Raw genomic sequence first — 18,948 nt, 5'->3', positions numbered from 1 at the left:
AGGCACGCGTATGCTTCAGTTCTGAAACTCAGCGAGTTTTTATGCTTGCTTTTGAACGTCATGCTTCGGCAAGCTCAGCAGGACGTTATTTCTTACTACTTCAGCAGCTCATAGATACCGGCTACGCCCTGGCCGCCACCTACGCAGGCGGTTACCATGCCGTACTTCTTGCCGGTGCGACGCAGCTCGTCGAACAGCTGAATCGAGAGCTTGGCGCCCGAGCAGCCCAGCGGGTGACCTAGGGCAATGGCGCCGCCGTTCACGTTCAGCTTATCGGGGTTGATGCCCAGCTCGCGCACTACCGCAATCGACTGCGAAGCGAAAGCCTCGTTCAGCTCGATGAGGTCGATATCGTCGAGCTTCATGCCGGCTTGCTTCAGTGCCTTCGGCACGGCCTTGATCGGGCCCATACCCATGATGCGCGGGTCAACGCCTTCGGCAGCGTAGTTGATGAGGCGAGCTACCGGCTCCAGGTTCAATTCCTTCACCATGCGCTCTGACATTACGATGACGAAAGCCGCACCGTCGGAAGTCTGCGAGGAGTTGCCGGCGGTTACGGTGCCGTTCTGAGCAAACACCGGCCGCAAACGCCCTAGGGCTTCTACCGAGGTGTCGGCGCGGGGGCCTTCATCGATATCTACTACGTAGGTGCGCTTCTTCTTTTTGCCGGTGGCTTGGTCGAGGTAGGTTTCTTCTACCGTAACTGGTACAATCTGGTCCTTGAAGCGGCCTTCCTTAATGGCGCGAATGGCTTTCTGGTGCGAGTTGTAGCTGAACTCGTCCTGATCTTCGCGCGATATTTTATAGTCCTGCGCCACAGCTTCGGCCGTGAGGCCCATGCCGAGGTAGTAGTCGGGGTGCTTTTGGGCGAGGTTGTAGTTCGGCACGGTCTTCCAGCCCACGGTGGGCACCAAGCTCATGCTTTCGGTACCGCCCGCAATAATGCAGTCGGCCATGCCGGCCTTGATTTTGCCCACGGCCATGGCAATGGTTTCCACGCCCGAGCCGCAGTAGCGGTTCACGATGAGGCCAGGTACGTTGATCGGTAGGGCCAGCAGCGAAATCAAACGGCCCATTTGTAGGCCTTGCTCGGCTTCGGGCACGGCGTTGCCCACCAGCACGTCGTCGACGCGGGTTGGGTCGAGGGCCGGTACCGAGGCCATCAGGTGCTTGATTACCTCGGCGGCCAAGTCGTCGGGGCGGGTGAAGCGGAAACCACCGCGGGGGGCTTTGCCCACGGCCGTGCGGTAACCAGCTACGATATATGCTTCCATGTTGATAAAGTCTTGAAAGAAGGTAGAGGTTAGACTAATGCTAGTTCTAGTTCTCCTCCTCAGATGAGGAGGGGTTAGGGGTGGTTGACCTCTGATTGAAGAACAACTAGAGCTAGTTTTTAGATCTAATTCTTCAACCACCCCTAGCCCCACCTCATCTAAGGAGGAGAACTAGTTCTTAAGCGTTAGTTGCGCAGCGGCTTGCCCGTCGTGAGAATCGACTGAATTCTTTCCAAAGTCTTCCGCTCGCCGGTGAGGCTTAGGAAAGCTTCGCGCTCCAAATCCAGCAGGTACTGCTCGCTTACTTCGGTGTGGGCGCTCAGGTCGCCGCCACACATTACGTAGGCCAGTTTCTCGGCAATCTTCTGATCGTGGGCCGAAATGTAGTTGCCCTCCTTCATGGCGTATACCCCGGTGAGGAACATACCTAGGGCGTTTTTGCCGTGCACCTTGATGTTGGTTTTCTGCGTGGGCATGGTGTAGCCCGCATCGGCCAGATCGATGGCAGCCTGCTTGGCCTCCATGATGGCGCGGTTGCTGTTCACCACTACCTCGTCGCCGCGGCGCAGGAAGCCTAGGTCGAATGCCTCTTGAGCCGAGGTAGATACCTTGGCCATCGAGATGGTCACGAAGGTGTTGCGCAGCAGGTTCAGTTCTGGCTCGCCCTCTTCGTACTTAGCCGCCGTGCGCAGCACCATTTCTTTGGTGCCACCGCCGGCCGGAATCAGGCCTACGCCAAATTCCACCAAGCCCATGTAGGTTTCGGCCGATGCAATTACCCGGTCGCAGTGCAGGTTCAGCTCGCAACCGCCGCCCAGCGTGAGGCCGTGCGGCACGCCCACTACCGGAATGCTGCTGTAGCGCATCCGCATCATGGCCTGCTGAAACTGGGCAATCATCATGTTAATCTCGTCGTAGTCCTGCTCCAGGGCGTACATGTACACCAGGCCCAGGTTGGCACCCGCCGAGAAATTGGGCGCATCGTTGCCTACTACAAGGCCGCGAAAGTTCTTTTCGGCCAGTTCCACGCCTTTCAGCAAGCCCTGAATCACGTCGGTGCCGAGGGTGTTCATCTTGGAGTGGAACTCCACGTTCAGGATGCCGTCGCCGAGGTCAATTACTGAAGCACCGGAGTTCTTCCACAGCACCTTGCCCGAAGCACGCAGGTTGTCGAGGATGATGAAGTTCTCGACGCCCGGAATGGCTTTGTAGCCCTTCGTTTCGGCATCGTAGTACTGCTTCACGCCGCCTTCTACTTTGTAGAACGTAGTGTTGCCGGCGGCTAGCATGTCCTCTACCCATGGGGCGAGCTGCTTGCCGTTGGCCTTCACCAGCTCTGCACCGGCCTGCACACCTAGGGCATCCCAGGTTTCGAAGGGGCCCATTTCCCAGCCGAAGCCGGCGCGCAGGGCGTCGTCGATTTTGTACAGGGCGTCGGTGATTTCCGGAATGCGGTTCGACACGTAGGCGAACCGCCCAGCAAACGACTGGCGGTAGAACTCGCCGGCTTTGTCTTTGCCCGCAGCCAGCACCTTAAAGCGGTCGGCTAGCTTATCAATGGCCTTGGTGGTTTCCAGGGTGGCAAACTTCACCTTGGCGCTGGGCTTGTACTCCAGCGTGCTTAGGTCGAGGGCCTGAATTTCCGACTTGCCGCCTTCGCCTTTTACCTTCTTGTAGAAGCCCTGGCCGGTTTTGTCGCCCAGCCACTTGTTCTCGCCCATCTTCCGCAGGAAGTCGGGCAGCTGGAACGCGTCTTTTGCTTCGTCGTTGGGCAGGTTTTGGGCCAGGCCGTTGGCTACGTTGATGAGCGTATCCAAGCCTACCACGTCGGAGGTGCGGAAGGTAGCCGACTTGGCGTGGCCGATAACCGGGCCGGTCAGCTTATCCACCTCTTCTACCGTCAGGCCGAGCTTCTGCATTACCTGCAGCACGTCCATAATGGCGAATACACCCACGCGGTTGGCGATGAACGCCGGGGTGTCTTTGGCCAGTACGGTCGTCTTACCGAGGTACAGGTCGCCGTAGTGCATCAAGAAATCCACGATGGTCGGATCAGTGTCCGGCGTCGGGATAATTTCGAGCAGCTTCAGGTAGCGCGGCGGGTTGAAGAAGTGCGTACCGCAGAAGTGCCGCTTGAAGTCGTCGGAGCGACCTTCCGTCATCAAGTGAATCGGAATGCCCGAGGTGTTCGAGGTGATGAGCGTGCCGGGCTTGCGGAACTGCTCCACGCGGTCGAACAGACTCTTCTTGATGTCGAGGCGCTCAACTACTACCTCAATCGTCCAGTCGCAGGTGGCAATTTCCTTGAGGTTGTCATCGAAGTTGCCGGTTTTGATGCGGCTCACGTCGGCTTTGCGGTACAGCGGCGAGGGGTTAGCCTTCACGGCAGCCTCCAGCGAGCTGTTCACGATGCGGTTGCGCACCAGCGGCGAGTCGAGCGTTAGGCCTTTCTTCTCCTCGTCGGGCGTCAGCTCGCGGGGCGCAATGTCGAGCAGCAGCACTTGCACGCCGATGTTGGCGAAGTGAGCCGCAATGCGCGAGCCCATCACACCGGAGCCCAGCACGGCTACTTTCTTAATGGTACGATTCATTCTTTCAGGGAATGCGTGAATGAGTGAATGGTTGAGCACGATCCGCTGCCACCTGGGCGCCGCGGTTAAGCTTTTTTATCCGTTTTGAGGGGCTTTACCTTAAAGCCCTCGAAAATGCTTTTGCTGTCGATCAGGCCGTTGATCTGGCCCACCACGCGGAAGAACACCTCCAGCTGCTCGGCCGGTACTTTCTCGCGGATCTTCAGGTTGAACTGCCGCACCGTCTGGCGCGACACCTCTTTCTTGCGCAGGCCTTCTTCGGTAAGGAAGATGCGTACCGAGCGTTTGTCCTGCTGGTCGGCCTGTTTGTAGATGAGGCCCTTCTCCTCCATGGAGCGCAGAATGCGCGTGAGCGAGCGGGTTTCGAGGCCCAGCAGCGGAGCAATCTTGGTGGCCGGTGTGCCTTGATCCTGATCGATGTTCAGGAGCACGAAGCCGATGCTCGTGGTGATGTCGTGTTTGGCCGCCTGCACATTATACATGCGCGAAATGGCGTGCCACGCCACCTTGATATTGTAGTCTACGGTTTCCTCGGGTTTCATGTAAGCGTAGCCCGGCAAGCACCTGAGCCTGGGTAAACGTACAAATATTTTTGTTATGCAAGCATACTAGTTTTGGATAAAAAAGTTTGGGCAGGCTACGTTCCGCTTGCCGGAAGTTAGCCTGCCCAAAGTTGTTATTGCTTGCTCTACCTAGGGCAGTACAAAGTTTACCCGTGCAGCATTAGGGCTGACGTTGGCAACCACACGCTGAATTTGCCCGGTAGTAGGATTACGCGAGTATGGCACAAAGTAAGTGGCCTCGCGCCCAACGCCTCCGTTGGTGGCGCCTTTGTTCAGGCCATACACGGCTACATACACCCTGTCGCCGGGGGCAAACCCCATTTGTTGAAGTTCGTTCTTGTAGAATGCCAACTTAAAACGCCCCGTGCCAGGTGTAGGCGGCGAGGTAATATTCTGGTCTTGGCTGAGCTGCGTTGATTGGAGGTAGCTGGTGTTGCTGACATCAGCGGTTTTACCCACGTAAACGGCAATGGCGTACTGCGTGGGCGCCGGGTATAGCTGCGCGTTATAGCTCACGGTACACTCAAAAGCGGCTACTTCGCCGGGCAGGGAAGTTGAGCTTTTTCCCACGCTTTTCAGGTCCGTAATGCGTGTCGAGCTTTGCTCGCTCAGCAGCACGGGGGCAATGTTGCGCGGCGTTAAGTCGTCGATATTGGCTTCGTAACGCATGGTACCCAGACCGACGCGGCTAAGGTTCAATACATGCTGGCCCACCGGAACGTTAGTAAGTCTGTAAGCTCCATTGGCATCAGTAACGGCACTAATTGTAGTACCCTCCAGCCGCACCGCTACGCCCGCCTTGCTTAGCGGCTGCAGCATCTCGTCTTCGACTTGCACCGAGCCCGAGATAGTGGTTGTGGTAACGGCTACGGGCGGGGCGGGGTCTTCGCGCTTGCTTTTGCCGCAACCCGTGATTAGTAAGGCGCCACCCATCAATAAAGCCACGGGCGACCAGTAAGACTTCGACATGTAACTAAACAATAGTGTACGGTGAAATTGTAACCGTAAAAGTAGGCACTGTTGGCAGTACCAACAGCGAAGTTTCGTCAACAAAAAAGGGCGCGATCTGCGGCTCACACTCCTTCTTCCAAATCGTTACATGCTGGTTACCTAGGGTACGACGGCCGTTAACTCTTGCGACGACTGCCTGCCTAAGCCCAGGTATTCCCGTTTACCCGTATCGGGGTTGGATATGACCAACAGATGACGGTATGAGTTAACCATAGGTTGAAACATGATAGTGAATACATTGATAGTATTTGCTGTAACGAAATTGAGCTAGAATATTAAACTACATGCATGAAAAACGGGCAGGCTTTGCAGCCTGCCCGTTGCTAGTTTACCGCACCGCCTCCACTTGGTAGAGGCTGTCGATTATATCCTTGTAGTTGTTGCTGATGATCTTCCGCTTCACCTTCATGGTGGGCGTCAGTTCGCCGCTTTCTACCGTCCATTGGGCGGGCAGCAGCACTTCCTTCTTCACCTGCTCCCACTGCGCAAATCCTTGGTTGTACTTGCCCACGAGCTCGTGGTACATGGCACACACCTTCTCGTTGCGGATCATGTCCTCGTTCGAGCCGCTGCAGTCCACGTTGTGGCGCTGGCACCACTTCTTTAGCTCGTCAAACGAGGGCACCAGCAGTACGGCCGGGAACTTCTGCCCGTCGCCGACGACCATGGCCTGCTCGATGAGCGGGGATTCCTTGAGCTTGTTTTCGATGACCTGCGGGGCCACGTACTTGCCGCCCGAGGTCTTGAACATTTCCTTCTTGCGGTCGGTGATTTTGAGGAAGCGCCCGTTCACAAACTCGCCGATGTCGCCCGTGTGGAACCAGCCTTCCTGGTCAATCACCTCCGCCGTCAAATCCGGCCGGTTGTAGTAGCCCTTCATCACCGAGGCCGACTTGGTCAAGATCTCCCCGTCGGGCGCAATTCGTACTTCAGTGTTATCAATAAGCGGGCCTACGCAACCAATTTTATTGTTTTCGGGCTCGAAGCCGTTCACAGCAATTACCGGCGAAGTTTCGGTGAGGCCGTAGCCCTCCATTACCCGGATGCCAGCTGCCCAGAACACCCGCGCCAAGCGCGGCTGCAGTGCCCCGCCGCCCGATACGATGCAGCGGATGTTGCCACCTAGGGCCTCCTGCCACTTCGAGAAGATAAGCTTGCGCGCCAGCTTCAACTGCGTATTGTAGAAGAAGCCTTTGTCTTCCTGCGTGTCGAAATCCAAGCCCAGGTTAAGCGCCCAGAAGAACAGGTTCTTCTTCACTCCCGTCAAATCGTAGCCTTTGGCCACAATCTTGTCGTACACCTTTTCGAGCAGGCGCGGCACCGTGGTAAAGATGTTGGGCTTTACTTCGCGCAGGTTGTCGGCAATGGTTTCCATGCTCTCGGCGTAGTAAATACTCACGCCGTTGATCATATAGAGGTAGGTAACCATGCGCTCGAAAATGTGGCAGAGCGGCAAAAAGCTCAAAGCTTTATCGTCCTTGGTTACCGGCACCGAGGCCTGCGAGTTGCGGCAGTTGCTCAGGATGTTGTCGTGCGAGAGCATTACACCCTTGGGTTTGCCCGTGGTGCCCGAAGTGTAGATGAGCGTGAGCAGGTCGTCGGGCTGCACGGCGGCTTTCATGCGCTCCAGCTCGGCTTTGTCGCCGCCTTTGCCCATGGCCAGCAGGTCGTCGAAGTGGCGGGCGCCGGGCACCCGGTCGAGGGTGAAGATGCAGTCGTCGGAGATGTCGAGCCCGGCAGTGGCCTGCTTTACCTTATCGTAGAGTTCTTGGTTTGATACCACTACGGCCTTCACGCCGGCATCGGCAAAAATATAGGCGTAGTCCTCCACCGTAATGGTGGGGTACATAGGCACGGTTACGGCACCAAGTTGCGAAATACCGAAGTCGGTCATCAGCCACTCGGGGCGGTTCATCGAGATGATGGCGACTTTGTCGTCTTTCCCGATACCGAGTTTTCGCAAGCCAAAGCTTACCAGCTCGGCGTTGTCGAGAACTTGTTGCGTGCTGAACGGCTGCCACTTGCCGTCGCGCTTGGCTGCGAGGCAATCAGCTTTCGGAAAGTTTTTTAGCTGATGGGGCAGGATATCAAAGGTGCGGCGAACGTCCATAAGGAGTTAAAGGTCGGGAGGGAATTCTACCTGAAATAAATACATTTTTTGGCTTAAAGCCTATTAAGAGGCCTTAATCTGAATGCTTCAGGCAAGGTTTTTCAGTAGCTTTGACACCAGCGGCCTTGTGCGCGCTGGCGCGGCTGCCCTCTTGCTATGAATCTGGCCCTGTTTTTCGACCCGCTCGCCGACGAAGCGTCCGTATGGGGCAGCACCACGCTGGGCGCACACGCGGCCCGTTTCGTTGACACTTTCCCCGATTGGCGCTCCGCCGACCTAGCCATTATCGGCCTGAACGAGTGGCGCGGCAGCGCGGCCGGCCAGCCGGCTGCCTCGGCGCCCGATGCCGTGCGCCAACGTTTTTACCAACTGCAGCGCGGCACGGGCCCCTGCCGCCTCGTCGACCTGGGCAACCTGCGCAACGGCCTTACGTTGGAGGATACCTACCTGCGCCTGCGCGAGATTGTGGCGGCCCTGCTCGAGCACAACACGGTGCCCATTTTGCTCGGCGGCTCGCACGACCTGGACATTGGCCAGTTCTTGGCCTACGAAACCCTCGACCGCCCTGTGAGCCTCTCCTGCGTGGATGCCCGCGTGGACATGGTGGAGGAAGCCGGTGCCCACGCCGAGGACACGCACCTGCGCCGCATTCTGATGCACGAGCCCAACTTCCTGTTCAACTTCGGGCAGTTGGGGCATCAGCAGTATTTGGTACCCACCTCGGTACTGGCCGCCCTCGAGAAGCTACACTTTGAAACCTTACGCCTAGGTGAAATCAGGGCCGATGTGCGCCAGGCCGAGCCGCTGCTGCGCCAGGCCGATTTGGTTAGCTTTGACCTTACCGCGCTGCGCTGGCCGGAGTTTCCGGGCTACTTACCGGCGTCGCCGTTTGGCCTCACGGCCGAGGAAGCGGCGCAGTTGTGCTGGTACGCCGGCCACAACGACCAGCTCACCAGCATTGGCCTCTACGGTTACCGCCCCGACCACGACCTGCTGGGCCTAGGTGCTGCTACAGCAGCCACCATGCTGTGGTACTTTGTGGAAGGCTACTACCACCGCCGCAACGAAACCGATTTTACCAGCCGCCGCTTTATCCGCTACGCCGTGGGCTTGCCCGGCAACCCCGCCAAGCTGGTGTTCTACAAAGCCAAGCGCACCGAAAAGTGGTGGATGGAGGTAGAAAGCTTGGCCGACAGCTCGGTGCGCCGCATTGTGCCGTGCAGCTACCAAGACTACCTGCGCGCGGCGCAAGGCGACTTACCCAACCGCTGGATTTTAACCCAAGCATTGCTGGGGTAGGCATTTATAAGCGAAGAACAAATTGAGAATGGCCGAGGAGTCTGGCATTCCGCACATCCCCGCCACGGCCGATGGCACGCCCATTTCGGAGCTACCCGAGTACTCGGTGCACCAGCTGGCTTTGCGCAACGGACAAGACCGCGACGAAATCTGGTTTGCCTATCAAGGGCTGATTTACGACGTCACCCGCTCGCGGCTTTGGAGCCGCGGCCACCACTACGAGCACTGGGCCGGGCAAGATTTAACTGCCGAGCTTGACCAAGATGCCCCGCACACCGTAAATGTGCTCGACAAATTTTACGTAGTAGGACGGTTGAAGCCCACTCTGCCCAAACCCTAGGTAGGCAGCACGCGCAACCAAGGGGCAGCAGTAGCTGGCGCTTGTGTTCCTTTGCACTCGTTCTCAATCCCACCTTTACCCTTCTCACCCGTGAGTACTACCGAAAGCGCCTCGCAGTTCGACCACCTCGAAACGCTGCCCACCGCCCAATTGCTGGCCAATATCAACCAGCTCGACTACACGGTACCGCAGGCAGTTGAAAAAGCTTTGCCGCAGATTGAGCAACTGGTAGAGGCTACCGTACGGAGCCTGCAAGCTGGCGGGCGACTGTTTTACATCGGAGCAGGCACCAGCGGCCGCCTAGGTATTCTGGATGCCTCGGAGTGCCCGCCTACGTTTGGCGTGCCGCACGGCTTGGTAGTGGGCCTGATTGCCGGCGGCGACACGGCCATTCGCAAAGCCGTGGAAAACGCCGAAGATGACTTTGAGCAAGCTTGGCGCGACTTAGAGGAACACAACATCACGGCCAACGACATTGTGGTAGGCATTGCTGCCTCGGGCCGTACGCCTTACGTAATTGGTGGTTTGGAGCGCGCCCGCCAACACGGCCTTACCACGGGCTGCGTTGTGTGCAATGCTGGTTCGCGGGTGGCTTCGGTGGCCGATTTTCCGGTGGAGGTAGTTACCGGACCCGAGTTTGTGACCGGCAGCACGCGCATGAAGGCCGGCACCGCCCAGAAGTTGGTGCTCAACATGCTTACCACCGCCACCATGATTCGCCTAGGTCGGGTGAAAGGCAACAAGATGGTAGACATGCAACTGACCAACGCCAAGCTCGTCGACCGCGGCGAACGTATGCTAATGGACGAGCTTGGCATCGACCAAAGCCACGCCGCCGAGCTACTGCAGCTGCACGGTTCGGTGCGGGCCGCGTTGGCGGCACACAGCGGACACTAGGCGTCTTTCGTCCTTGTTTATTGTTGAGCACGCTCGTATGGGCGTGCTCTGCTGTTTTAGGGACTTTTCGAGGTTGAGGCGGGAACACTAAACCGGTCCGGACGTTTCTAGCCTTAGAACGGGCTTGCCGCTGCCCTCCAACTCTGCAATATCAGCCTCATGCATACCATCGAACCCCATTACGCCTGGATGGAGCAATACTCGGCCTCGGAAGATCCTAGGTCGCCGCTGTTCGGGGCCGAAAACAGCCTCGACAGTTACGTTAATACCATCTATGGCTACTTCATTCATCCGCAGTGGGATGGCATGGAGTCGGATACGCTGTTCCTGAAAATTCTATTCGTTGATTACGAGCAGGGCGTGGCCATTATCGAGTTTATCGGCGAGTGGAACGATGCCATCGAGAACGACATCATGCAGCTGAAGCGCCACATCATCGACCCAATGGTGCACGAAGGCATTCACCGCTTCATCCTCATCGGCGAAAACGTATTCAACTTCCACGGTTCCGACGACTCTTATTATGAAGAGTGGTTTGAGGACGTGGAAGACGGTTGGATTGCGGCCATCAATTTTCAAGAGCACGTAGCGCGCGAAATGCGCCAATACAATATTGACTCCTACGTCAACTTTGGCGGCCAGCTCGACGAGCTACCGTGGCGCACCTACCCGCCCAAAAAGTTGATGAGCGTGGTAGAAAATCTACTGAGCCGCCGCTTGGGCGCATAGCCCTAGGTAACCGAACTGCCCTAATACAACAAGAGCGCTCCGTTGCCGGAGCGCTCTTGTTGTTTGTGCCTGCCCGTAGGCAGGGCACAGCAGAAATTACTGCTGGGTCGTGGTGGTGCCAGCGGCCGGAGCCGTGGTAGCGCCTTCAGCAGCAGGAGCTTCTTCGATAGCTTCAGCCTGAGCCTCGCCAGCTTCGCGGGTCGAGTCAGCAGCTTCTTCCATTTTTTCGGCAGTAGCGTCAGCGCCAGCTTCTACGTTCTCAGCAGTTTGCTCAGCAGCCTGCTCGGTTTTGCTTTCGCACGAAGCGAAGGTGAACGAAGCAGCAGCCAGAGCCAGGAACAGAACCTTTTTCATGGTAAGTGTGAAGTGAAAAGTGGTGGTTTTGGAAAGTCTGATTAAGCGAACTACCGCGTGGCGGCGGCAAATTCTGCTCCTTTATACCCCACCCTCACAGAGGTAACCTCTAGCGTCGAAAAAAAATCGGGCGGACCCAGGAAAAGGCCCGCCCGATGCTGCTACGACAGATTATTTTTTGCGGTAGACAATGCCAATCGGTACGCCCGTGAAGTCGAAATGCTCGCGCAGGCGGTTTTCGAGGTAGCGGGTGTATGACTCCTTCACGTACTGCGGCAGGTTGCAGAAAAACGCAAACACCGGGTTGTGCGTGGGCAGCTGCGTTACGTATTTGATGCGCACCATTTTGCCCTTGGTCGTGGGCGGCGGGTACGCTTCAATCTCGCGCAGCATCACTTCGTTCAGCTCCGAGGTAGGCACCTTCTTACGCTTGTTTTCATACACCTGCATGGCCGTTTCGATGGCCTTGTGCACGCGCTGCTTGGTTACGGCGCTGGTGAAAACGATGGGCGGGTAGCTGATAGGCTTGATGCGCTCGTAGATCTGATCCTGAAACTCCTTGGCCGTGTTGGTTTCCTTGTTCTCGATCAGGTCCCACTTGTTCACCAAAATCACAATGCCCTTGCGGTTGCGGTCGGCCAAGCCAATGATGTTTACATCTTGCGCCTCAATGCCGCGGGTAGCGTCGAGCATCACAATCACCACATCCGACTCTTCCATAGCGCGCAGCGAACGGAGGTTGGAGTAGAACTCGATGTCCTCATCCACGCGGGCTTTGCGGCGCAAACCGGCCGTGTCGATCAGGATGAACTCGTTGCCAAAGGCGTTGTAGCGCGTGTGGATAGCGTCGCGGGTGGTGCCGGCAATGTCCGTTACAATGCTGCGCTCCTCACCTAGAAGCACATTTACGAACGACGACTTGCCCACATTGGGGCGGCCCATCACCGAAATGCGCGGAATGCCCTCGTCGGGATTTTCCACGCCTTCTTCCTCAAAGTGACTGATAACGGCATCAAGCAACTCGCCGGTGCCACCGCCCGACTGCGAGCTGATGGGAAAGATGTCGCCGGTGCCAATACCTAGGGCGTAGAACTCGCCCGCGGCTTGGTAACGCTGCGTCGAATCGGCCTTATTAGCTACCAGGTAAATGGGCTTCTTGTCTTCATAGCGGCGCAGCACGTTAGCAAACTCCTCATCTAAGGGGTGCAGGCCGGCGTCCACGTCCACCAAGAACAAGACCACGTCTGCCTCGTCAATGGCCAGCTTTACCTGCTTGCGTATACTTTCCTCGAATACGTCGTCGGAGCCAACCACGTAGCCGCCCGTGTCGATAACAGTGAAGTATTTGCCCGTCCACTCGCCGTAGCCGTAGTGCCGGTCGCGCGTTACGCCCGACTGGTTGTCCATGATGGCCTTACGTTCACCGACCAAGCGGTTGAACAGCGTGGACTTGCCCACGTTTGGGCGGCCCACAATAGCAATGGTATTTCTCATTGTGCTAACCCCAGCCGTCGGTCCGACCAATTCCGCCAGTGCCCGGGGTAGTTAAGTTGATGTGAGGTCGGGTTGCTTTTACGACTAGAGCTAAATTTTGAATTAGCTCCCCTCTTCAGCTGAGGAGGGGTTGGGGAGGTGGTTGACCTAGGTCCTGAACTGCTACTAGCTTCTAATTCTAGCTGTTCAACCACCCCTAGCCCCTCCTCTTCTGAGGAGGGGAACTAGCTCTAGTATTGTTCTATTCTGGCTTGTACCCGAAGCGGTTGAGCATCTTCGGATCGGTGCGCCAGTTTTCGTTGACTTTGACGTGCAGCTCGAGGAACACTTTTTTCTGAAAAAACTTCTCCATTTCCTCGCGAGCCCAAGTACCAACCTTCTTCAGGGCCGCGCCACCCTGCCCGATGATGATGCCCTTCTGCGAAGCCCGCTCGGTGTAGATGATGCCGCGGATGCGGATGATCTGGTCGTCTTCCTTGAATTCCTCAATAACTACTTCGGTGCTATACGGCACCTCTTTCTTGTAGAGCTTGAAGATCTTTTCGCGCACCATCTCGGCGGCAAAAAAGCGCTCGGGCTTGTCGGTTAGCTCGTCCTTGGGGTAGAAGGCCTCGTGCTCGGGCAGGCGGTCGAGAATGTGGTTGAATACCTGCTCGGTGTTGAAGGCGTTGAGGGCTGAAATGGGGATGATTTCGGCGGCGTTGGGCATTTGCTCGCGCCAATAAGCCATTTTGGCCTCTACCTCTTCCTGCGTGGCCTGGTCGATTTTATTGATCAGCAGCAGCACCGGCACCTCCGAGCGGCGCAGGCGCTCCACCACGGGCTCCTCGTCGTGCTTCTCGTAAATGTCCGTCACGAACAGGATAACGTCGGCATCTTCCAGCGACGAGTACACAAACGACATCATGGCGTTCTGCAGCTCGTACTTGGGCTGAATAATGCCGGGCGTATCGGAGTATACCAGCTGAAAGTCGGGGCCGTTGAGAATCCCCAAAATGCGGTGGCGCGTGGTTTGGGCCTTGCTGGTGATAATGCTAAGCCGCTCGCCCACCAGCACGTTCATCAACGTCGACTTGCCCACGTTGGGCTTGCCGATAATGCTAACGAAGCCAGCACGGTGCGGTTTGGGGTCGGTAGTCACAGGAGGTAATCGGTTAAGGGGCACAAAGGTACGGCTTTATGCGCGCTCAAGCTGCATAGCCTGTATAATAGGCGCTTACGGCTTTCACTTACCCGCCGGATGCGCTCATGACAAAACCCACTGCGCACCGTTGCCGGGCAGGGGTAGCCACTCACAGGGCTGGTAGGCGAACAAGATGGCAGCAACCCAACAGTCCTAGGCAAAAACCTGACGTAAATCAGCCAAGCGCCCAGCTTGTTGCCCTGCTTTGTAAACTTTGAGGCCCGTACCTTTGTATGCCATTGGTACGCTTTTGTTCGGTATGAATTCAACCGCTCCCGTTTCCGCTCCTGCCACCTCCAAGGCCCCGGCCTCAACCAAAGGTCGCATTGGCGTTTTGCTGGTCAACCTCGGCACGCCCGACTCTCCCAAAACGCCCGATGTTCGCCGTTACCTCAACGAGTTCCTCACCGATGCGCGCGTAATTGACATGCCTGCCGCCATTCGGTACCCGCTGTTCCGCGGACTCGTAGTGCCGCTGCGTGCGCCCAAATCGGCCAAGGTGTACCAGGAGCTTTGGGACGCCGAGCGCGGCTCGCCCCTGCTCTACCACGGCCTCGACCTGAAGAAGCTGGTGCAGGAAAAGCTCGGCAAGGACTACCTCGTGGCTTTTGGCATGCGCTACCAGAACCCCAGCATCGAATCGGCGCTGGAAGAGCTACGCGAAGCCGCCGTGGAGCGCATCATCGTGCTGCCGCTGTTTCCGCAATACGCTTCGGCCAGCACGGGCTCGGTGCAGGAAAAGGTGATGGAGATTGTGGGCAAATGGTGGGTGATACCCACCGTGAACTTCATCAGCACCTTTGCCGACGACCCTGGCTTTATTGCCACCTTCGCGGCCCTAGGTAAGGCGGAGATGGAGAAGCACGACTACGACCACGTGGTGTTCAGCTACCACGGCATTCCGGAGCGCCACGTGCTTAAAGGCAGTCACAAAAACTACTGCAAGCTGGGCTCGTGCTGCAACCACTACAATAAGAACAACCGCTACTGCTACCGCGCGCAGTGCTTCGTCACCTCGCGCCTGTTGGCCGAGGCCATGGGCCTCCGCGACGATCAGTACACGGTAGCCTTCCAGAGCCGCCTACAAAGCCGCCTGCGCGACCCGTGGCTGCAGCCTTACACCGACGAGGTGCTGAAGGAAATGCCGGCCAAGGGCATCAAGAACGTACTGGCCTTTAGCCCTGCCTTCGTGGCCGACTGCCTCGAAACGACCATCGAGGTAGGCGAAGAGTTCAAGGAGATGTTTGAGGAAGCCGGCGGCAACCACTGGCAATTGGTACCAAGCTGCAATACCCACCCGCTGTGGGTAAATGCTGTGGTTGATATGATTCACCGGAATTAGCCGGCGCATTTATCTGCAATAGCTATTTAGGGCCGAGCTCGAATAATTAATTCGAGCTCGGCCCTAACCTTTTTATCACAATAGGGGTTTAAGCCCCATTAGCAAAGCACGCATACGCAGCTTTAAATTGCAGCTCGACAAAAAATTTGCAATTCCAAAATTTGTGTTGCTACCTTTGCTCCATCAATTCTTCCAAGGATTGTTTTTATACAGAGGCGTGGAGAGACAGGCTCCGTGAAGCGCCGGCAACCATCGGGAAAGTCTCGAACGGTGCCAATTCCTGAGCATATAAAAACAACTTACCGCCGTGAACCTCACCGCTACACCCCGCGCTACCTCCGCTGCCCCGCAGCCGAGTCTTTTCGGCTCCAACAGCCTGTGCTGTTGTTGCATGCCGATGCGCCGCGCGTGTTGTTGAGGCTTTCACACCCTCCCCTACCCGCTTGCTGGATTGCCAACGCCTAGGCTCCTACCGCAGGAGCATGCCCTAGGTTCGTATGGCTTGGCCGCTTGAGCTCAGCTCGCCGCCTACCCCTCCAGTCCCCTTTTTCTTGTCTTATCAGATCTGCTTTGCCCCGCGGCAAACAGCTCGTAGTCCTGCTGCGCATGTCGACTTTAATCGATGCTCAGGTGGCGCAAATTCGTCAGCAACTAATTGGTGCTGACGCTTTGGATACACTGCGCCTAATTGCAACTGAATTTCCTGGAAAAGCCGCTTTTTCTACTTCTTTCGGATTAGAAGATCAGGTAATCACACACCTAATTTTCGCGCACTATTTACCCATTGAGGTATTTACCCTTGATACGGGTCGTAATTTTCAGGAAACGTATTCTACCTGGAGCAAAACCGTGCTCAAGTACGGCAAAACCATCCGGGCCTACTACCCTAACCACGAGCAGGTAGCTGCCTTGGTAGAGCGCCAGGGCCCGAACGGGTTCTACGAAAGCGTAGATGCCCGCAAGGCCTGCTGCCACGTGCGCAAAGTGGAGCCGCTAAGCCGCGCGCTGGCCGGCAAAGAAGCCTGGGTTACGGGCATTCGGGCCGAGCAATCGGCCAACCGCACCGGCATGCAGGTGGCCGAGTTCGATGCTACCTACCAGCTGCTGAAGGTGAACCCGCTGCTCGACTGGACCTGGGAGCAGACCTGGGCTTTTATCCGCGAGTACAGCATTCCGCATAACCCGCTGCACCTGCAAGGTTTTGTGAGCATTGGCTGCGCGCCGTGCACCCGGGCCGTGAAGCCCGGCGAAGACTTCCGGGCCGGACGCTGGTGGTGGGAAGATCAGTCGGCGAAGGAGTGCGGCCTGCACGCCACCGCCACCCCGGCCGAAGCCTCGGTCACTGCTTAACCTCGCCCCGCCACACCGCATTCCCGCACTTCCTGTCCCCTAAAAATTCGGCTGCACAGGCCGAACAGGCACCTCTTTGCCTTATGCCAACGCTCCCTCGTTTAGACTACCTCGATCGGCTCGAAGCCGAAGCCATCCACATCCTGCGCGAAGTGGCCGGGCAGTTTCAGCGCCCCGCGCTGCTGTTCTCGGGCGGCAAAGACTCCATAGCGCTGGTGCGCCTCGCCGAAAAAGCCTTCCGCCCCGGCAAGTTTCCGTTCCCGCTGGTGCACATCGATACGGGCCACAACTTCCCGGAGGTACTCGCCTTTCGCGACTCGCTGGCAGAGCGCCTAGGTGAGCAGCTGATTGTACGCCGCGTGGAGGACACCATTCAGCAGCGCGGTTTGCGCGAGCCGGGCGGCAAGTTCCCGAGCCGAAATGCCCTGCAGACCTACACGCTGCTGGATACCATCGAGGAGTTTGGCTTTGATGCCTGCATCGGCGGCGCCCGCCGCGACGAAGAAAAGGCCCGGGCCAAGGAGCGCATCTTCTCGGTGCGCGACGAGTTCGGGCAGTGGGACCCGCGCCGCCAGCGTCCCGAGCTTTGGAACATATACAACGGTCAGATTCAGCCGGGCGAAAACGTGCGCGTATTTCCCATCTCGAACTGGACGGAGTTGGACGTGTGGAACTACATCCAGCGCGAAAACATCCAGCTGCCCAGCATCTACTTCGCCCACGAGCGCCGCTGCGTGGTGCTGCCCTCGGGCCAGCTACTGGCCGTAACCGAGCACCTCTCCCTGGATGCCTCCGATGAGCTGACCACCCGCCAAGTGCGCTTTCGCACCGTGGGCGATGCTACCTGCACCGCCGCTGTGGAAAGCGACGCCGCCACGCTGGAGGCCATTATCGAAGACATTCTGCAGGCCAAAGTGAGCGAACGGGGCGCTACCCGCCTCGACGACCGGATTTCGGAAACCGGCATGGAGGACCGCAAGCGCAACGGCTATTTCTAAAGCTGTGAAATGGTGAGATGGTGAACTAGTGAGTGTCGGCCTTCCAGGCGCAAAGTCTTAGCCAGCTCCATTCATCACCTCCCCGAACCTCAAACTCACCATTTCACCACCTCACTAACTCACCCAATGGACCTTCTCCGTTTTATCACATGCGGCAGCGTCGACGACGGCAAAAGCACCCTGATTGGTCGCTTGCTTTACGATAGCGACGCCGTGTCGCTGGACGTGCTGGCGGCGCTGGAAGAGCAAAACCGCACCTCCGCGGCGGGTACCGTCGATCTGGCCCTGCTCACCGATGGCCTTCGCGCCGAGCGCGAACAAGGCATTACCATCGACGTGGCACACAAGTACTTTACCACGCCGCGCCGCAAGTTCATCATCACCGATACGCCCGGCCACGTGCAGTACACCCGCAACATGGTGACTGGCGCCTCGAACGCCGATTTGGCCATTGTGCTGGTAGACGCCCGCCAGGGCGTTGTAGAGCAAACGCGCCGCCACACCATCGTATCAGCCTTGCTGGGCATTAAGCGCTTTGTGCTGGCCGTGAACAAGATTGACCTGGTGGGCTACTCCGAGGCCGTGTTCCGCGACATCGTGGCCGACTACGCAGCCGTGGCGGCGCAGCTGGGCATCAAGCAGATAGCTAATATTCCCATCAGCGCCCTGCACGGCGACAACGTGGTGCGCCCTTCGGCCAACCTGCCCTGGTACAAAGGCCCAAACTTGCTGGAGTACCTCGAAACCGTTTCAGTAGCACCCGACACTACGCACGAAGCCTCTCGCTTTCAGGTGCAGTACGTTATCCGGCCGCAGAGCGCAGATCTACCCGACTACCGCGGCTACGCCGGTCGCATCCAGAGCGGAGTATACCGCCGTGGCCAGCAAGTGGTAGTGCTGCCCGCCGGCATCGAAACGACGCTCGAAGCCATTGAAATCAACCAGCAAGAGGTAGAGGTAGAGGTAGCCGTAGCCCCACAGGGCGTGGTGCTGCGCCTCGCCGACGACGTGGACGTAAGCCGCGGCGACACCATTGTGCCCGCCGACCAAGCCCTTGAGCCTACCCGCGAACTGGAAGCCACGCTGTGCTGGATGGAAGACCGCCCGCTGCGCGCCGGCCGCAAGCTGCTGGTGCAACACCACGCCGCCAAAACCAAAGCCGTGGTGCAGGCCATCCTGAGCAAAACCAACATCCAAAGCTTCGCCCAGGAAGATGCCGACGAAGCCAAGCTGAACGACATCGTGCGCGTGCGGCTGAAAACGGCCAATCCGCTCGCCGCCGACGCTTACGGCCAGAACCGCACCACCGGCGCCTTCATCCTGCTCGACGAGCAAACCGGCGCTACCCTGGCCGCAGGCCTAATCGAAGCCACCGAACTCGCTTACGCTTAACCAGCCATCAGCACGTCATGC

Annotated in this window: 16 protein-coding genes and 1 riboswitch; of the genes, 8 read left to right on the top strand and 8 right to left on the bottom strand. The window is 57.7% G+C overall.

The annotated features are described in order from the left end of the window. Positions 1 to 95: 95 nt before the first annotated feature. The 5 genes from ASU33_RS16895 to ASU33_RS16875 form a co-directional block, all read right to left on the bottom strand. On the bottom strand, positions 96 to 1,274 hold the full coding sequence (locus ASU33_RS16895) for an acetyl-CoA C-acyltransferase (RefSeq protein WP_059072003.1): 1,179 nt from the start codon (positions 1,272 to 1,274) through the stop codon (positions 96 to 98). A gap of 185 nt (positions 1,275 to 1,459) precedes the next feature. Next, entirely contained in the window at positions 1,460 to 3,865 is a 2,406-nt protein-coding gene (locus ASU33_RS16890) for a 3-hydroxyacyl-CoA dehydrogenase/enoyl-CoA hydratase family protein (RefSeq protein WP_059072002.1), read from the bottom strand. 65 nt (positions 3,866 to 3,930) lie between these two features. Then, positions 3,931 to 4,407, bottom strand: a complete 477-nt coding sequence (locus ASU33_RS16885; RefSeq protein WP_059072770.1) for a MarR family winged helix-turn-helix transcriptional regulator — start codon at positions 4,405 to 4,407, stop codon at positions 3,931 to 3,933. 150 nt (positions 4,408 to 4,557) lie between these two features. Continuing rightward, complete coding sequence (locus tag ASU33_RS16880) at positions 4,558 to 5,397, bottom strand: carboxypeptidase-like regulatory domain-containing protein (protein WP_078063207.1); 840 nt, start codon at positions 5,395 to 5,397, stop codon at positions 4,558 to 4,560. Positions 5,398 to 5,767: 370 nt separating this feature from the next. Beyond that, positions 5,768 to 7,549, bottom strand: coding sequence for an AMP-dependent synthetase/ligase (locus tag ASU33_RS16875; protein WP_059072000.1), 1,782 nt, complete (start codon positions 7,547 to 7,549; stop codon positions 5,768 to 5,770). A gap of 156 nt (positions 7,550 to 7,705) precedes the next feature. Here ASU33_RS16875 and ASU33_RS16870 point away from each other — a divergent pair, with 156 nt between their 5' ends. The 4 genes from ASU33_RS16870 (at position 7,706) to ASU33_RS16855 (ending at position 10,814) form a co-directional block, all read left to right on the top strand. After that, positions 7,706 to 8,848, top strand: coding sequence for a formimidoylglutamase (locus ASU33_RS16870; RefSeq protein WP_059071999.1), 1,143 nt, complete (start codon positions 7,706 to 7,708; stop codon positions 8,846 to 8,848). A 28-nt stretch (positions 8,849 to 8,876) separates the two neighbouring features. Continuing rightward, complete coding sequence (locus ASU33_RS16865; protein WP_078063206.1) at positions 8,877 to 9,188, top strand: cytochrome b5 domain-containing protein; 312 nt, start codon at positions 8,877 to 8,879, stop codon at positions 9,186 to 9,188. A 90-nt stretch (positions 9,189 to 9,278) separates the two neighbouring features. Beyond that, positions 9,279 to 10,085, top strand: a complete 807-nt coding sequence (gene murQ / locus ASU33_RS16860) for an N-acetylmuramic acid 6-phosphate etherase (protein ID WP_059071998.1) — start codon at positions 9,279 to 9,281, stop codon at positions 10,083 to 10,085. A 159-nt stretch (positions 10,086 to 10,244) separates the two neighbouring features. Beyond that, entirely contained in the window at positions 10,245 to 10,814 is a 570-nt protein-coding gene (locus ASU33_RS16855) for a hypothetical protein (RefSeq protein WP_059071997.1), read from the top strand. A gap of 96 nt (positions 10,815 to 10,910) precedes the next feature. Here ASU33_RS16855 and ASU33_RS16850 read toward each other — a convergent pair whose 3' ends face one another. The 3 genes from ASU33_RS16850 to era form a co-directional block, all read right to left on the bottom strand. After that, positions 10,911 to 11,168 carry a hypothetical protein gene (locus ASU33_RS16850; RefSeq protein WP_059071996.1) on the bottom strand — a complete coding sequence of 86 codons (258 nt, stop codon included), beginning with the start codon at positions 11,166 to 11,168 and terminating at the stop codon, positions 10,911 to 10,913. A gap of 171 nt (positions 11,169 to 11,339) precedes the next feature. Continuing rightward, complete coding sequence (gene der / locus ASU33_RS16845) at positions 11,340 to 12,662, bottom strand: ribosome biogenesis GTPase Der (protein ID WP_059071995.1); 1,323 nt, start codon at positions 12,660 to 12,662, stop codon at positions 11,340 to 11,342. A gap of 241 nt (positions 12,663 to 12,903) precedes the next feature. Next, complete coding sequence (gene era / locus ASU33_RS16840; protein ID WP_059071994.1) at positions 12,904 to 13,803, bottom strand: GTPase Era; 900 nt, start codon at positions 13,801 to 13,803, stop codon at positions 12,904 to 12,906. Positions 13,804 to 14,104: 301 nt separating this feature from the next. On the opposite strand from era, the gene hemH reads away from it, so the two are divergent. The 4 genes from hemH to ASU33_RS16820 all read left to right on the top strand — a co-directional run bounded on the left by hemH (position 14,105) and on the right by ASU33_RS16820 (position 18,927). Beyond that, on the top strand, positions 14,105 to 15,187 hold the full coding sequence (gene hemH / locus ASU33_RS16835; protein WP_059072768.1) for a ferrochelatase: 1,083 nt from the start codon (positions 14,105 to 14,107) through the stop codon (positions 15,185 to 15,187). A gap of 202 nt (positions 15,188 to 15,389) precedes the next feature. Further along, positions 15,390 to 15,482, top strand: a riboswitch (SAM riboswitch). 311 nt (positions 15,483 to 15,793) lie between these two features. Next, the gene (locus ASU33_RS16830) at positions 15,794 to 16,537 is read left to right on the top strand and encodes a phosphoadenylyl-sulfate reductase (RefSeq protein ID WP_059072767.1); all 744 of its coding nucleotides are present in this window, start codon (positions 15,794 to 15,796) and stop codon (positions 16,535 to 16,537) included. A gap of 83 nt (positions 16,538 to 16,620) precedes the next feature. After that, positions 16,621 to 17,535 carry a sulfate adenylyltransferase subunit CysD gene (cysD, locus tag ASU33_RS16825; protein WP_059071993.1) on the top strand — a complete coding sequence of 305 codons (915 nt, stop codon included), beginning with the start codon at positions 16,621 to 16,623 and terminating at the stop codon, positions 17,533 to 17,535. A 126-nt stretch (positions 17,536 to 17,661) separates the two neighbouring features. Continuing rightward, positions 17,662 to 18,927, top strand: a complete 1,266-nt coding sequence (locus tag ASU33_RS16820) for a sulfate adenylyltransferase subunit 1 (protein WP_059071992.1) — start codon at positions 17,662 to 17,664, stop codon at positions 18,925 to 18,927. Positions 18,928 to 18,948: the final 21 nt, after the last annotated feature.

Origin of the sequence: Solirubrum puertoriconensis, from assembly GCF_001483135.1 — a bacterium.
GTDB classification, from domain to species: domain Bacteria; phylum Bacteroidota; class Bacteroidia; order Cytophagales; family Hymenobacteraceae; genus Solirubrum; species Solirubrum puertoriconensis.
This window is presented reverse-complemented; position numbering and strand designations above follow the sequence as displayed.